16 protein-coding genes are annotated in these 14712 nt (G+C 66.8%); 7 read left to right on the forward strand and 9 right to left on the reverse strand.

All coding sequences use genetic code 11. The features are described from left to right. Positions 1-21: 21 nt before the first annotated feature. From G1H11_RS00075 to G1H11_RS00115, 9 genes are all read right to left on the reverse strand, one after another. Positions 22-795 (reverse strand): MBL fold metallo-hydrolase, encoded by a 774-nt coding sequence (locus G1H11_RS00075; RefSeq protein WP_163814912.1) that lies wholly within the window; start codon positions 793-795, stop codon positions 22-24. After that, positions 792-1841 (reverse strand): ABC transporter ATP-binding protein, encoded by a 1050-nt coding sequence (locus G1H11_RS00080; RefSeq protein WP_163814914.1) that lies wholly within the window; start codon positions 1839-1841, stop codon positions 792-794. The genes G1H11_RS00075 and G1H11_RS00080 overlap by 4 nt, the downstream gene beginning before the upstream one ends. Next, entirely contained in the window at positions 1838-2692 is an 855-nt protein-coding gene (locus tag G1H11_RS00085) for an ABC transporter permease (RefSeq protein ID WP_163814916.1), read from the reverse strand. The genes G1H11_RS00080 and G1H11_RS00085 overlap by 4 nt, the downstream gene beginning before the upstream one ends. Next, complete coding sequence (locus tag G1H11_RS00090) at positions 2689-3540, reverse strand: ABC transporter permease (RefSeq protein WP_246210763.1); 852 nt, start codon at positions 3538-3540, stop codon at positions 2689-2691. Before G1H11_RS00090 ends, G1H11_RS00085 begins: the two co-directional genes overlap by 4 nt. Positions 3541-3583: 43 nt before the next feature. Further along, positions 3584-4606, reverse strand: coding sequence for an extracellular solute-binding protein (locus tag G1H11_RS00095; RefSeq protein ID WP_163814918.1), 1023 nt, complete (start codon positions 4604-4606; stop codon positions 3584-3586). Positions 4607-4780: 174 nt separating this feature from the next. Then, positions 4781-6013, reverse strand: a complete 1233-nt coding sequence (locus tag G1H11_RS00100) for a glycerophosphodiester phosphodiesterase family protein (protein WP_163814920.1) — start codon at positions 6011-6013, stop codon at positions 4781-4783. Positions 6014-6063: 50 nt separating this feature from the next. After that, the gene (locus G1H11_RS25385) at positions 6064-6516 is read right to left on the reverse strand and encodes a lamin tail domain-containing protein (RefSeq protein WP_163814922.1); all 453 of its coding nucleotides are present in this window, start codon (positions 6514-6516) and stop codon (positions 6064-6066) included. 127 nt (positions 6517-6643) lie between these two features. Then, positions 6644-7132, reverse strand: a complete 489-nt coding sequence (locus G1H11_RS00110; protein ID WP_163814924.1) for a dihydrofolate reductase — start codon at positions 7130-7132, stop codon at positions 6644-6646. A gap of 181 nt (positions 7133-7313) precedes the next feature. Further along, the gene (locus tag G1H11_RS00115; RefSeq protein ID WP_163814927.1) at positions 7314-8108 is read right to left on the reverse strand and encodes a thymidylate synthase; all 795 of its coding nucleotides are present in this window, start codon (positions 8106-8108) and stop codon (positions 7314-7316) included. A 67-nt stretch (positions 8109-8175) separates the two neighbouring features. Between G1H11_RS00115 and dapA the strand changes: the two genes are divergently transcribed. The 7 genes from dapA to G1H11_RS00150 all read left to right on the forward strand — a co-directional run bounded on the left by dapA (position 8176) and on the right by G1H11_RS00150 (position 14710). Next, positions 8176-9108 carry a 4-hydroxy-tetrahydrodipicolinate synthase gene (dapA, locus tag G1H11_RS00120; RefSeq protein WP_163814928.1) on the forward strand — a complete coding sequence of 311 codons (933 nt, stop codon included), beginning with the start codon at positions 8176-8178 and terminating at the stop codon, positions 9106-9108. Beyond that, positions 9105-10793, forward strand: a complete 1689-nt coding sequence (locus tag G1H11_RS00125; RefSeq protein ID WP_163814930.1) for an RNase J family beta-CASP ribonuclease — start codon at positions 9105-9107, stop codon at positions 10791-10793. The genes dapA and G1H11_RS00125 overlap by 4 nt, the downstream gene beginning before the upstream one ends. 158 nt (positions 10794-10951) lie before the next feature. Continuing rightward, positions 10952-11395, forward strand: a complete 444-nt coding sequence (locus G1H11_RS00130) for a septum formation family protein (RefSeq protein ID WP_163814932.1) — start codon at positions 10952-10954, stop codon at positions 11393-11395. Between the two features lie 41 nt (positions 11396-11436). Beyond that, a complete protein-coding gene (locus tag G1H11_RS00135; RefSeq protein ID WP_163814934.1) occupies positions 11437-11826 on the forward strand; it encodes a DUF4280 domain-containing protein in 390 nt (129 codons plus the stop codon). Positions 11827-12087: 261 nt separating this feature from the next. Continuing rightward, positions 12088-13662, forward strand: coding sequence for a phage tail sheath subtilisin-like domain-containing protein (locus tag G1H11_RS26735; protein WP_163814936.1), 1575 nt, complete (start codon positions 12088-12090; stop codon positions 13660-13662). A 50-nt stretch (positions 13663-13712) separates the two neighbouring features. Further along, positions 13713-14195 (forward strand): phage tail protein, encoded by a 483-nt coding sequence (locus tag G1H11_RS00145; RefSeq protein WP_163814938.1) that lies wholly within the window; start codon positions 13713-13715, stop codon positions 14193-14195. Next, positions 14192-14710 carry a hypothetical protein gene (locus G1H11_RS00150; protein WP_163814940.1) on the forward strand — a complete coding sequence of 173 codons (519 nt, stop codon included), beginning with the start codon at positions 14192-14194 and terminating at the stop codon, positions 14708-14710. Before G1H11_RS00145 ends, G1H11_RS00150 begins: the two co-directional genes overlap by 4 nt. Positions 14711-14712: the final 2 nt, after the last annotated feature.

Consider the following 14712-nt stretch of genomic DNA (forward strand, 5'->3'; position numbering starts at 1 on the left):
GCAGGGTACCTGCGAGCGGCGCTAGCCCAGGCGGTAACGCTGCCCGGGTACGGCCACCGAGATCGGTCCACCGTAATGCGAAGCGGCATTGCGCACGGTCCGCTCGGCATCCTCGATGTCGGACATGTGGGTCACCACCAGATGGGCCACACCGGCCCGGGCGGCCAGCTGGCCGGCTTCGTGCCCACTCATGTGTCCGTGCTCGTCGAAGTCGTGACCCTCGGGCTCGGGGTAGGTGGCTTCGGCCAGCAGTAGCCGTGCGCCGCGGGACAGCTCGACGAGCTCGTCGGTGAGCGCGGTGTCCGCGGTGTAGACAAAGCCCACGCTCGGTACGGCCATCGAGATCGCGGGTACCGGGTGGGCCGCGGCGATCGTGTCGATGACGACGTCGTTCACGGTGATCGACGCGCCCGGTTTGACCTCCGTCAGCGGTAGATAGGTGGCGATGGGGGCTTTCATGTGTTCCAGCGTCGGGATGCCGTGGACCTGGTCGAGGGCGGCGACGTAGCCGGCGATCCCCTCCGGGCCGTACAGCGGCAGCGGCGGCTTCGGCTCGGGGAACGACCGGTGGTAACCGAAGGGAACGAGATCGGCCGTGTGGTCGGCGTGCTGGTGGCTGATCACGACGGCGTCCAGCTCATCGGTGCTGCAGTGGTTCAGAAGGCCGGCGAGCACCCCGGGTCCGCTGTCGAGCAGGACGGCGGTGGCGCCGATGCTGAGCAGGTAACCCGAACCTGGGCCGTTCGGTCCCGGCGAGCCGGCCCGTGCTCCGATGACAGTGAGAGCAGCGTTCACGAGCGCACCGCCGACAGCTGCGTTCCGGGGCGGACCGCGACCCGGATGGTGTCGCCGATCTCGGCCGTGTGGGATGTGATCAGGGAGACGGCCTGGCCGTCGAACAGGTCTCCAGTCAAGAGCCAGCTTCCTCCGGCGTATTCTTTCGCGGTCACCCGCAGGGGGATTCCCTGCAGGTCCACGACCAGGTCGGCGGGCCGCACAGCGACGTCCACCTTCGGTCCCGCGGGGATGATGTCGATCTCTCCTTCCAGGCCGGGCGCGAGCTCCACCCGGCGATCGTCGAGTGCGGAGGCGTGCAGGACGCTGGCCGCGCCGACGAACTCGGCGACGAAGGCGTTGGCGGGTTCCAGCCAGAGGCGTTCCGGGCTCGCGTACTGCTCGATCACGCCGGTGCGCATGACCGCCACGTGGTTGGCCATCGCGAGAGCCTCGGACTGGTCGTGCGTCACCAGCAGCGACGTCACACCGCTGTCGCGTAGCAGCGTGGCGAGGTCGGCGCGCAGAGCCTTGCGCAGCTGCGGATCGAGCGCGGCGAGCGGCTCGTCCAGCAGGAGTACGCGCGGGCGCGTGGCCAGTGCGCGGGCGATGGCCACCCGCTGGCGCTGCCCGCCGGACAGATCCTGGGGCCGCCGATCCGCGAACTGCTCGATGCGGCAGAGTTTGAGTGCCTCGGCGATACGGGGCGCGCGTTCGTCCTTGGGTACCTTCCGGGCGCGCAGACCGAACTCGACATTTGCGGCCACCGATAGGTGGTCGAAGAGCGCGTACGACTGAGGAACCCAGCCGATGTTGCGCTTCTCCGGGCTGATGCTCGTCGTGTCCTGGCCACCGACCAGCAGCCGGCCCGCACCAGGGGAGAGGAGCCCGGCCACCAGCCGCAGGAGAGTGCTCTTGCCGCAGCCCGACGGACCCACCAGCGCGACGACGTCACCGGCGGCGACCTCCAGGTCGATGTTGTCGATGGCGTTGGCCGTGGTCCCTGGGTAGCGGAAGGCGAGCTTCTCGCAGACGATCGAGGCGGGGTTACCGATGTCGGCGCTCATGCTTGACCCACTTTCGTTCCTCCAGCCAGCTCGAGAACGACGGCTGCCGGGACCACGAGGGCGAGGAACCACATGGTGCTGGCGGCGGCGATCTCCAGCCTGTTGGTGATGTAACTCGAATACAGCTCGACGGGTAGCGGTTGCTCCACCGGGGTGAACAGGAAGAAGGACACGTTGAACTCACCCAAAGACAACGTCAGAACCATGATCGTGGCGGCGAGCAACGCGGTCCGGGTCTGTGGCACCGTCACGGTGAGCCAACGGCGAAAAGCACCCGCCCCGAGGGTCATCGCGACCTGCTCTACATCGCGCACACGCCCGTCGGCGAGTGCCGGAGTCAGCGTGCCGATGAAGAACGGTGCCGTGTAGAGGAGGTGTCCCGCGACGAGGAGGTATCCGCCGGGGCGCAGTGTCGGGTAGCTCAGGATGAGTCCCAAGGCCAGCGCGATGCCCGGAATGGCGATCGGCATCGTCGTGATCGCCATGGCTACCTGCCGGCCGGGGAACCGCCGCCGGGCGAGCAGCCAGGCCGCCGGGTAGCCGATCGCCACATTGAGCACCAGGACGATCGCGGCGATCTGCAAGCTGTAGGAGAAGTTTCCGGAGATCCGCTCCCACCCCTGGACCAGCCAGTCCAGCGTGAACCCTCCGGCCCAGAAACCCTCCCGCCAGCTGCGGGTGGTGGAGACGGCGAACACTACGGGGATCGGTAGCAGGCAGATGATCAGCGTCGCCCAGGCGCAGATTTTCCCGACAGCCAGGATCGGGTCACGGTGACCCGTGGTGATCGGCGCGACCGGCGCGGACTCTCCCTGGCGATTGGCATCGTCGATTGCGGTAGCCGTGCTCATGCGCGCTTCGCCTCCCCAAGCTTGTTGACGCCGACCAGGATTCCGGTGGTGATGAGGGCGAGCAGGACGCTGAGTGTGGCCGCGAGCTGCGGGTCGAACCGCTCGGTGAACGACGCCGCGATGTCCAGCGGGACGACCCGGTACCCTCGTGACAGCGTGGCCGCCGTCCCGAAGGCGCCGAAGGCGGTCGCCAGACTCAGCGCGGACGCACTGGCCACCGCCGGCCGGAGGGCGGGCAACACGACCCTGGCGTACACATGGGCGGCGGAGGCACCCAGCGTGCGCGCCGCGTCGATCGACTCGGTGGAAACCTGGGCGACGGCACCCCGGACCACGAGGATCACCCGCGGGATGTTGAAGTACAGATAGCCGATCAGCAGTCCGGTGAAGGTGTAGGCGATCTGCCCGATCGGGCTGCCGAACAGCTGGTCGGCCGTCACGGGGAACAGTCCTGTGGTCCCGAAGAGCAGGATCACGAAGAAACCGATCACGATGCCGGGCAAAGACAACGGAATCGTCAGGCCCACGGAGATCGCCCGAGACGTGCGTGTTCTCGTGCGCTCCAGGTAGAGCGCGGCAGGCACGCACAGCAACAACGCGATCACCGTCGAGCCGATCGCCAGGACGCTGGTGATGAGGAAAGACTCCAGATAGTTGGAGCTGGTCAGCACGTCACCGTAGCGGCCGAGGGTGAATCCGTCGTCGGATCGCATCGACCGGACCGCGATGACTCCCAGGGGCCAGAGGAGCAGGCAGCTGACCATGATGAGCAGGGGCAGGCCCCATAGCATCGAAGGCGGCCGGACGAATCCGCGAACCGGCGGGCTGGTGTGGCGCGACGAAGGCATATTCACCTGGCACTCATCGGGGGCTTCACGGTTGCTTCCCGCGTCAGCCCATGACCTCGGCGGACCAGCGGCCGAGGAAGTCGTCCATAGCGCTGTTGAGAGCGTTGAAATCGCGTGCCTGCACCCGTTCTTCGTACTCCTCCGCCGGAACCATCGCCTCGGCCACGTCGGCTGGGACCTCCACGTCACGGACCGGACGGAGGTAGTACTCGGCGAAGAGCTGCTGCGCCTCGTCGGACAGGACGAACTCCAGGAGCTCGCGACCGTTCTCCTCGTTCGGGCCGCCGTCGACGAGGCTCATCACGTAGGGCACCGCCAGCGTGCCCTCGCACGGCAGCACCACCTCGACGGGAGCGTCGTCGATGTTGGCGAGCTTGTAGCCGTTGAAGTCGGCGTCGATCAGGATGGGGATCTCGCCCTGCTGCACGGCGCTGGTCGCGGTCTGCGTCGGTAGTGCCAGGCCCTGCTGCCGCATGGTGCTGGCCCACGTGATTCCTGGATCCCAGCTGTTCTCGTCACCGCCGAGCGCGTAGTTCACCGCGGCCATGACCGAGTAGCCGACCGCGGCGCTGGCCGGGTCGAGGAAGCCGACCATGTTCGCGTACGCGGGGTCGGTCAAGTCCTCCCAGCACTGCGGAACCGGAGCGTCGCCGATGGCGTCGGTGTTCACGAGGAACGCGATCGCGCCCTGGTGCACGGTGAACCAGGAGCCGTCGTCGGCCTTGAGATCGTCGGGAATCTCGCTCAGCGCGTCGCTTTCGAATGGAGCGACGAGGCCCTTCGCCTGTGCCTCCATGCCGAACACGATGCCGTAGTAGGCGACGTCGGCCGCCGGCGCGGCGGCCTCGGACTCCAGCGCGGCGAGGGTCTGTCCGGAGTTCTTCGGATCGTTGGGCGCGGCGATGCCGGTGGCCGAGGTGAACTCCTCGAGCACCGCACCCCAGTTGGCCCACTCGTCCGGGGTGTTGTAGGAGATCACGATGTCGTCGCCACCACCTCCGGAGCATGCCGTCATCACCATGACGGCGCCGGCGAGCGAGACTGTCACAACGCCTTTGTTGATCATTGGAAGCCCTTCCTCGGAGTGCGAAACCTTCTGGAGACTAAAACGATTGAGAAGCGTTGGCAAGTACCTGGGGATGGCCGTTGTGCAACGGTTACGCCAACACCAGTGGGACAAACAAGGTCGGGCCTGCCCGATCGCGACGGCGACCGGGCAGGCCCGCGAGTACGCGGTGGGCTACCAGTTGCCCCGGTAGGCGTACAGATCGATCAGCTCGCCAGTCGACGTATACAGAGCCAGGCTGTCACCGTTGTTGTTCAGCACCGCAGTGCCCAGGTTGTTGAAGTACCGGGTGGACGCGTTGGTGCCCGGGCCGGTGTAGATGCGCAGCTCCCCGCCGGGCGGGATACTGTATCCGGAGCCGACGACGAGTTCGTTGATCACCGCGTCGCGCACGTAGTAACCGCTGACGTTCACGGTGGTCGAACCGTTGTTGCGGAGGGCAAGGTTCTCCCCGAAGTTCGCTGTCAGATCCGAGCCCGGCACGTCCGCGTTGACGCACACGATCTCGATTCCGTTGGCGCCGGGCAGCGGGTCGACGTTGGCCTGCACGTCCTCGAGGACCTTGGGGAAGTCGGTCATGATGGTGTCCACACCCTGCGAGAGCAGGTTGGCCATGTGGTCCGGGTCGTTGACCGTGTAGACGCCGAAGCGCATGCCGGCCGCCTTGACCCGGGCGATGTCGGCCGGGTCCATCAGGCGGTAATTGGTCACCATCTCGTCGGCCCAGGTGGCGATGGAGTTCAGCGTGGTGTTCGACGAGGGTATAGCGCCGACGAGGCCCAGCGGGATGTCGGGATGCAACGTCCGGAGCGTCTGCAGCGACGACGCGTCGAACGACGTCGCCATCAGGAGGCCGTCGTCGAGGAGGTCGTCCCATCGGGGGTCGGCGGCCAGCTCGTCGGCGATGACCTGCTCGATACCCGGCGACGAGGCGGGCTCCTTGATCTCGATGACGACGCCGACGTCGGGATAGAGCTCGTCCAGGACGTCGGACAGCAGTGGGATCTTCTCACCGGCGAACGCCGGGCCGAACCAGGAGCCGGCATCGAGTTGCTGGAGCTCAGCGTAGGTGAACGTGGTGATCGGATGGCTGGCGCGGGAGGGGAATACGGTGGCGACGTTGGTGGTGCGTGCGCCAGTGGTGTCGTGGAAAAGGATCGGCTGGCCGTCGGCAGACAGCTGGACGTCGACCTCGACCACGTCGGGCTGATGCATGGCGGCGAGCTCGAGGCCGGCGATGGTGTTCTCCGGAGCCAACCCGGAACTGCCGCGGTGTCCGACGTTGATGAAACCGGTCAGGGGATCGGCCTGCGCGCCTGGAACGGCGCTGACAAAGCTGAGCGCCAGCGTCGCGGCCGCGGTCAGGGTCAGTGCACGTCTAGTGGGGGAGGGTCGCTTCTCGGTCACGGTGGACTCCACTTCACGATCGAACTGGGACCTGGAGATAGGTGAGCGGCTTACCACGTGCCGGTGTATTCGTACTGGTGGACGAGGTCGTCGTCGGCCGTATACAGCCACAGCGTGTCGCCGTCGTTGTTGAGCACGTTGGAGGTGCGGCCGTTGTAGTAGCGGGTGGTCGCGTTGGTGCCCGGGCCGGTGTAGACACGCAGCTCACCGCCGGGTGGGATGACGTATCCGGATCCGATGTCGAGTCGGTTGCTGGCCGCATCGACGAGATAGAACCCGCCGACGCTCACGGTGTCGGTGCCGGTGTTCGTCAGCGTCACATGCTCGCCGTGTTCGCTGACCAGATCGGCCCCGTGCACGTCGGCGTCAACGCAGCAGATCTCGATCGTGGGCGGCGGGGGGTCGGCGTGTACGGCTTGGATAAAAGCGCCTGTGCCGACTGCGGTGGCGGTCGTCGCGGCGATCGCGACGCCCCAGCGTCGAAGGGATGGTTTGGGTTTCACCGGGCATCAACCTCCCGCGCCGGCGGAGGGGTGTGAGTGTCGAGAAGCCGACGCAACGGTAACGTAACTCAATCGTTTTAGGCGTTCAAGATCTTGCCAGGCCGCGGTATGTGGAGTATGGCCGTGTTCAGGAGCGCACGTAGGTCGCCCAGTCGAAGCCGTCCCGCTGCTCGCGGCTAGTCTCCCGCCAGCGCGCCCAGTCGACCGGAGGAAAACGCGTGTCGCCCACCGGCTCAGCATGTACTTCAGTGAGCTCCAGCCGGTCCGCGACATCGAGAGTCTGCGCGTAAATCTCCGCGCCACCGAAGACGAACACGTGCCGGTCGATCGACGATGCCAGCTCGAGGGCCTCGGGCACGGACCTCGCCACCTCGACCCCGTCAGCCGACCATCCCGGCTGCCTCGTGACCACGACCGTGGTGCGCCCAGGCAACGGTCGCCCGATGGAGTCGAACGTCTTTCGGCCCATCACCAGGACATGCCCCAGGGTCAGCGCCTTCACCCGGGGCAGATCTCCGGGCAGGCTCCACGGGAGGCCGCCATCGGCTCCGATGACGCCGTTACGGGCGACCGCGGCGATCACTGTGACGGTGGAGTCTGGTCGCGCTCCGCTCATATCGGTTGGTCGCGCTCCGTTCGGCGTTCGCTTAGCGGTCGCCCCTCCTTCGTCGGGGCGACCGCTATGCTCACTTCTCACGTCGCCGCTCATATCGGTTGGTCGCGCTCCGTTCGGCGTTCGCTGCGCGGGCGCCCCTCCTTCGTCGGGCGACCGCTACGCTCACTTCTCACGTCGCCGCTCATACGGCGATCGGGGCCTTGATAGCCGGATGCGAGCGGTATCCCACCAGCTCGAAATCCTCGTACTCGAACTCGTCGATGGATTTCCGCTCCGGGTTCAGGCGCATCGTCGGCAGGGGAAGTGGCTCACGTTGCAGCTGCGTACGGGCTTGCTCCAGGTGGTTGAGGTAAATGTGCGCGTCACCCAGGGTGTGGACGAAATCTCCCGGCTGGAGATCGCAGACCTGCGCGACCATCAGCGTGAGCAGGGCGTAGGAGGCGATATTGAACGGCACGCCCAGGAAGATGTCCGCCGAGCGCTGGTAGAGCTGGCACGAGAGCCGTCCGTCGGCGACGTAGAACTGGAACATCGTGTGACATGGCGGCAGCGCCATCTGATCGATCTCGGCGACGTTCCACGCACTGACGATGTGCCGGCGCGAGTCCGGGCTGGTCTTGATGGCGTCGACCACCTGCGCGATCTGGTCGATGGAACGTCCGTCGGGGGTGGGCCAGGAGCGCCACTGATGCCCGTAGACCGGGCCGAGCTCGCCGGCGTCGTCGGCCCACTCGTCCCAGATGCTCACCCCGCGCTCCTGAAGCCAGGCGACGTTGGTGTCCCCCCGCAGGAACCACAGCAGCTCCGTGATCACGGACCGCATGTGCAGCTTCTTCGTGGTGACGGCGGGAAAGCCGGCCTCGAGGTCGAAGCGCATCTGGTGCCCGAAGACGCTGAGCGTCCCGGTGCCCGTGCGGTCCGCCTTCGTGGTGCCCTGGTCAAGCACGTGGCCGAGGAGTTCGAGGTACTGCCGCACGAATGGCAATCTAGCACCGGAGACGGCCGAGGTCGTGAAGGCGCTCCTATTCGGTAACCTTCGGTGCATGGCCGATGAGCTTTTCACCCTCGCCGCGGCGACCACCGGTGCACCGGCGTCGGCGCCGTTCGGCCGCGTGCTGACCGCGATGATCACCCCGCTGCACGACGACGGCGGACTCGACCTCGACGGCACGGCGGCTCTCGCGGAGCACCTGATCGAGACCGGGTGCGACGGACTGGTGGTCAGTGGCACCACGGGCGAGAGCCCCACCACCACAGACGCGGAGAAGGACGCGATCCTGCGAGCCGTCCTCGACGTCGCCAAGGGCCGGGCCACAGTGGTGGCTGGAGTCGGCACCTACGACACCCATCACACGGTCGAGCTGGCCAGGGCTGCCGAGAAGGCGGGCGCGCACGGCCTTCTGGTCGTCACGCCGTTCTACAGCCGGCCTCCGCAGGAAGGCCTGATCCGGCACTTCACGTCCGTGGCGGACGCCACCGACCTTCCCGTGATGCTCTACGATATCCCGGGACGGTCGGGCGTGCCGATAACGACGGACACTCTCGTCAAGCTCGCCGACCACGAACGGATCGTCGCCGTCAAGGACGCCAAGGGCGACGTCTTCGCCTCGTCCGAGGTGATGGCCCGTACCCAGCTCGCCTATTACAGCGGCGACGACGCGCTGAACCTCGCGCTGCTGGCCCACGGCGCCGTAGGTGTGGTCAGCGTCGTCTCCCACGTCGCAGCGCGCGAATACTCGCAGATGACCCGCGCCATCGACTCCGGCGACCTTCCCCGAGCACTGCGCCTGCACCGCCAGCTCATCCCGGCCGTGCGCGCCATCATGACCCGAACACAAGGAGCGATCATGGCCAAAGCGGCCGTACAGGAGTTGGGAATCATCGCAAGCCGGGCATTGCGCTCGCCACTCATCCCCGCCACCGACGAGCAGGTCGCGCAGATGCGCGCCGACCTCGCCGAGGCGGGGATCCTGTGAGCCATCCGCATCCAGATCTCCCCGTTCCGCCCGCGCTGGCGCCGGACACCCTGCGGATCATCCCGCTGGGAGGTCTCGGCGAAGTCGGCCGGAACATGACGGTCTTCGAGCATTCCGGCCGGTTGCTCATCGTCGACTGCGGCGTGCTCTTCCCGGAGGACCATCAGCCCGGCGTCGATCTCATTCTCCCGGACTTCGACTACATCAGGGACCGCTTGGACGACATCGAGGCGATCCTGCTGACCCACGGGCACGAGGACCATATCGGCGCGGTCCCGTTCCTGCTGCGTGAGAAGGCCGACATCCCGATCGTGGGCTCCCGGCTGACCCTCGCGCTGATCGAGGCGAAGCTCAAGGAACACCGCATCGAGTCCTACCAGCTCGAGGTCAAGGAAGGGCAGACCGAGCGGTTCGGCCCGTTCGAGGTCGAGTTCCTCGCGGTCAATCACTCCATCCCCGACGGCCTGGCGATGGCCATCACCACCAGCGCGGGAGTGGTGCTGCACACGGGCGACTTCAAGATGGACCAGCTGCCTCTCGACGGCCGCCTGACCGACCTCAACGGATTCGCCCGGCTCGGTGACGCGGGCGTCGACCTGTTCCTGGTCGACTCCACCAACGCCGAGGTGCCCGGTTTCACGCCCCATGAGCGCGACATCTCCGCCGTGCTCGACCGCACGTTCTCCGCCGCGCCCCGGCGGATCATCGTGGCGTCGTTCGCCAGTCACGTGCATCGGGTGCAGCAGGTGCTCGACGTCGCCGCCGCACACAAGCGCAAGGTGGCCTTCGTCGGACGTTCGATGGTCCGGAATATGGGCATCGCCCGTGATCTCGGCTACCTCCGGGTGCCCCCCAAGACTCTCATCGACCTCAAGAGCATCGGTGACATCCCGCCGGAGCAGGTCGTGCTAATGTCCACCGGTTCGCAGGGAGAGCCGATGGCGGCACTGTCGCGGATCGCCAACCGTGACCATCCGGCCATCTCGGTGGAGGACGGCGACGTGGTGATCCTGGCGTCGTCGCTGATCCCCGGAAACGAGAACGCCGTGTCGAGGGTCATCAACGGCCTCACCCGAGCCGGTGCCACGGTGGTGCATAAGGGCAATGCGAAGGTCCACACGTCCGGGCACGCGTCGGCCGGCGAGCTTCTCTATGCGTACAACCTGGTCAAGCCCGCCAACGTGATGCCGATCCATGGCGAGGCGCGGCACCTGCAGGCCAACGCCGCGATCGCCGTCAGCTCGGGTGTGCCGCAGAAGCAGGTGGTGCTCGCCGAGGACGGCGTTGTCGTCGACCTCGCGGAGGGCGTGGCCCGCATCGTCGGTTCCGTGCCGTGCGGGTACGTCTACGTGGACGGATCCAACGTGGGCGGTGTCGCGGAGGCGTCGCTGAAGGACCGCCGCATCCTCGGGGAGGAGGGGTTCATCTCCGTCGTGGTGGTGGTCGACTCGGTGACCGGGAAGGTCACCGGCGGGCCGGAGATCCACGCCCGGGGCTTCGCGGAGGACGACAGCGTCTTCGACGGCATCCGCCCGGAGCTGGTCAAGGCGGTCGAGCAGGCGGCAGAGGGCGGGAACGCCGACACCTACCAGCTGCAGCAGACCATCCGCCGCACCATCGGCCGCTGGGTGGGCGGCCGGCTGCGGCGCCGCCCGATGATCATCCCCGTGGTCGTCGAGTCCTAGCTTCCTCCAGGACATCAGTCGCCAGTCCGCCAGCCGAATCGTTTCCATGCGCGCGCGCATGTGGCCGAAGGCTGTCGAGACGCGGCCGGCCGATCTAGCCTCGTCACGTGGGTCTGGGCGTTAGGACGAGTCGTGACACCTCGGCCGGGGTTGTCGCGGTGGCGAGTCTGGCTCTGACGCTCGCGGGGTGCGGCTGGTTCGGGCCGGACGAAGAAGACGGCGCTGTCGGCGTGCTTGAGGTGGAGGTGGGCCAGTGCTTCCTGGCGCCAGACGAGGTGGAGGCGGAGCTGTCGGTGTTGCAGCGGGTCGCCTGCGATGTTCCGCATGATCAGGAGGCGTTCGCCGTCGTCGGATACCAGAGCCCGGACGGACAGGAGCCGCCTGGGCATCCGGGTGAAGACGTTCTGAGTCGATTCGCCGACGGCGCCTGTGTGGAGCAGTTCGGCGACTACGTCGGAACTCACTATCTGGATTCTGAATTGTATTTCACTTATCTTCTGCCGTCGGTCCGCGGCTGGGAAGCGGGAGATTCAGAAATAGTCTGCTTCGTGACGTCGACCGGGGAGAAATTCGAGGAAACGGTGCGTGGATCGGCGCGATGACGACGTGAGGATTCGTATATAGCCGACGCTGGGAGTGCGGTATGGCAATTCCCTTGGTGGTCGACTCGGCGACGCTTCTGTGTTCTTTTGGCACGGCGCCGTCGGCGCTCGGCGTCCTGCCGGTCAGGCGTACGCTCGCCGGCGGCCGCCCGGTCGCGTGCCTGACCGACGCGGTTCCCGTGCTCAACATTCGGCCGTTCGGAATGTGTACCAGCCTGGCGAACCCGGCCGTCGCCAGTGCCACCGCCGCTGCGCTCGGTGTTCTCACTCCGCAGCCGTGCGTCCCGGCCACTTCCGCATGGGCGCCGGGCGCGCCGGCAACACTGATCGGTGGCACTCCGGCCGTGACCGTCAGCTCGACGTGCGCGTGCGCATACGGTGGCATGGTGACCGTGTTGCAGCCGGGGAACGGCACCGTCCTCGGTGCCTGAAACGGTGCTTGACGCCAGCGCCTGAACGCGGGCCTCGTATCGGGCACCGATGCTCCCCGGCGCCATCGTGGCGGCCGCCGTATTCTTACTCATCCGAGATTGCCTCGAATGTCTATTGGCGAACATGCGAACGCGCATGACATCACTTCACGCGGGCGTCTTGCTCTGGTGCGAATGTCGCGGCTGCTTGTACGGTTCTGAAAACCTGTCGGGATCGATGTGTTCCGGCAAGGCGATTCCCATTCCGGAAAAGAGGTCGTCGTGCCCACTTACACAGCGCCAGGAGTTTATGTCGAGGAGGTCCCGTCCTCGCAGAAGGTGCTGACGGCGGTACCGACCGCTGTCGCCGCCTTCGTCGGCTTCACCGAGCGTGCCCCGGCGGATGATCCCCACGACCCGGAAGGACTGGCGCCGCGGTTGGTGACCAGCTGGACCCAGTTCGAGCAGCTCTACGGCGGGTTCGTGGCCGGGGCGAAGCTGCCGCTCGCGGTGTACGGCTACTTCCAGAACGGTGGGGCTCTCGCCTACGTCGTCCGGGTTCCCAACACCGAGCCCGCCGGGGAGCCGTCGATGATCGCGTTGCCCGCGGCCGACCGGTCCCTCGGGTTGCCGCTTGTTGTGGAGAGTGTGGTTCCCGACGCCGAGTTGGCGGTGGCCGTCCGCGGGCAGGAAGTCCCGGTCGACGACGAAGACGCCGGGCCGGCTCCGTTCACCATCGATCTGCTCGAAGGCGACAACGTCGTCGAAAGCTATACCGACCTGACACTCGGCGGTCCGCGGGATGCCGCGACCATCGTCAACGAGACGTCCACCAGGGTCAGGATCCGGGTCGCGCTCGACACGGAGACCGACCTGTCGTCCCAAATCGAGCTGCTCAGACCGGGCGTCTACAACCTCGAGAAGGCGGCCCCGCGGCCGGTGCCGGTCAACGGCCGGAAGTTCGCCGGCTCAGAGGCCTCGCGGACCGGCATCAACGGCTTGGCCATCGCCGACGACGTGACCATGATCATCGTCCCGGACCTGGTGACCGCGGCCACCGCCGAGGACGGGCGGGTGGATCTCGGCCTGTGGAAAGCCGTGCAGACCGCGCTCATCGCCCATTGCGAACAGCACTCCAACCGGATGGCGATCCTCGACGCGCCGCCCGGGATGAACCCGCAGCAGATCAAGGAGTGGCGTTCCGCGGAGGCGATGTATGACTCGCCGTTCGCGGCGCTGTACTACCCGTGGATCTCGGTGGAGAACCCGGGCGGCACCAACGGCGACGCCGAGGTGCTGTTGCCCCCGTCCGGCCACGTGGCCGGGGTATGGGCACGCACCGACGAGTCCCGAGGCGTGTGGAAGGCGCCGGCGAACGACACCATCCGCGGGGTGCTCGATGTGGAACGCCCCATCACCCAGAACGAGCAGTCGATGCTCAACCCGGTGGGCGTCAACTGTATCCGGGCGTTCGGGACGCGGGGTATCCGCATCTGGGGCGCGCGAACCCTGTCGTCGGACACCGACTGGCAGTACCTCAACGTCCGGCGGCTGTTCAACATGGTCGAGGCGACCATCATGGACGGAACCCAGTGGGCGGTCTTCGAGCCCAACGACGTGAAACTGTGGGAAGGCGTCAGCCGCACCCTCACCGGATTCCTGCATGGATTGTGGCAAGCCGGCGCATTGTTCGGGCAGAGCGCGAGTCAGGCGTTCTACGTCAAGTGCGACGCCGAGACCAACCCTCCCGAGTCGATCGACCAGGGCAAGCTCATCGTGGAAGTGGGGCTGGCACCGGTCAAACCGGCCGAGTTCGTCGTGTTCCGGATCAGCCAGACGAAACAAAGCGCCGCCTGAGCGGGCATGTCCCTCGAATCTCCCCCTACGCCAAACCCTAAGGAGCCACGATGGCGGCGAGTGGTCTGTTCAAGAACGACCCGATCATCGCGCAGAACTTTTTCCTCGAGATCGACGGTCAAGTCATCACCGCGCTGATGACGGTCTCCGGTCTCGACATCGAAGTAGGTGTCATGAAGGTGACACAAGGCGGCGCAGACGGAATGAAACAACAGGTCAAGTCGCTCGGCCAAGCCGTCGAGACCCCTGACTTGCAGCTGACCCGAGTAGCGCCGCTGGATTCGACCTCCGACCCGATGTGGAAGTGGTTCGAGGACATCCGCACCGGCGGGCTGAGCGCCAACGCGCGAGACGCGAAGCGCAAGAACGGATCCGTCGTGCTCTACGACTCCTCGCGTGAGGAGGTGGCGCGCTTCAACTTCTTCAGCGGCTGGCCGAGCAAGATCTCCACCGACCAGTTGAGCGTGGACGGCGGCGAGGCGGTCAAGGAGACGATCACATTGGTCATCGAGCGTCTCGAGCGGGTGAAATGAGTTTGCAGACTCGCTTCGACTTCGTGTTGCCGCGCGGCTACGTGGACGGCAACGGCACCGTCCACCAGCAGGGGACCATGCGCCTGGCGACCGCGCGCGACGAGCTCGAGCCGCTGCGGGACCCCTTGGTCGACGGACCGGACGATCCACGCCTCACGGTGCTCGTCCTGGCCCGCGTGGTGGAGCGGCTCGGTTCGCTGGAGCTCGTGACGCCCCATGAGATCGAAGGGTTGTTCGCCGTCGATCTCGCCTTCCTGCAGGACTTCTACGGTGTGATCAACTTCGGCGGCCAGGATGACTACGACGCCTTGTTGAGCGCGCAGCAGGAGCTCGTCAGCCCGGTGACGGTGCGGACGACGAGCCGTTCCGGCGTCGAAGCCACGCCGGATGGCGCCGAGCCGGACACCGCGGCCACGGCGGCGACCGCGGATTCCGCGGCCTTGGCGGCATCGCCGGCCCGGCCTTCCCGGCCCGGGCGCTCGGCCATCGAGGAGATCTCCGGTGCCGGCAGGTGATG

This window comes from Phytoactinopolyspora alkaliphila, assembly GCF_010550695.1.
In the GTDB taxonomy this organism is placed as follows: domain Bacteria; phylum Actinomycetota; class Actinomycetes; order Jiangellales; family Jiangellaceae; genus Phytoactinopolyspora; species Phytoactinopolyspora alkaliphila.

What these genes read in the sequence shown, in the direction of transcription:
- G1H11_RS00080 (WP_163814914.1), bottom strand. Translation starts at nt 1,841, where the DNA reads ATGAGCGCCGACATCGGTAACCCCGCCTCGATCGTCTGCGAGAAGCTC.
- G1H11_RS00085 (WP_163814916.1), bottom strand. Translation starts at nt 2,692, where the DNA reads ATGAGCACGGCTACCGCAATCGACGATGCCAATCGCCAGGGAGAGTCC.
- G1H11_RS00090 (WP_246210763.1), bottom strand. Translation starts at nt 3,540, where the DNA reads ATGCCTTCGTCGCGCCACACCAGCCCGCCGGTTCGCGGATTCGTCCGG.
- G1H11_RS00095 (WP_163814918.1), bottom strand. Translation starts at nt 4,606, where the DNA reads ATGATCAACAAAGGCGTTGTGACAGTCTCGCTCGCCGGCGCCGTCATG.
- G1H11_RS00110 (WP_163814924.1), bottom strand. Translation starts at nt 7,132, where the DNA reads ATGAGCGGAGCGCGACCAGACTCCACCGTCACAGTGATCGCCGCGGTC.
- dapA (WP_163814928.1), top strand. Translation starts at nt 8,176, where the DNA reads ATGGCCGATGAGCTTTTCACCCTCGCCGCGGCGACCACCGGTGCACCG.
- G1H11_RS00135 (WP_163814934.1), top strand. Translation starts at nt 11,437, where the DNA reads ATGGCAATTCCCTTGGTGGTCGACTCGGCGACGCTTCTGTGTTCTTTT.
- G1H11_RS00145 (WP_163814938.1), top strand. Translation starts at nt 13,713, where the DNA reads ATGGCGGCGAGTGGTCTGTTCAAGAACGACCCGATCATCGCGCAGAAC.
- G1H11_RS00150 (WP_163814940.1), top strand. Translation starts at nt 14,192, where the DNA reads ATGAGTTTGCAGACTCGCTTCGACTTCGTGTTGCCGCGCGGCTACGTG.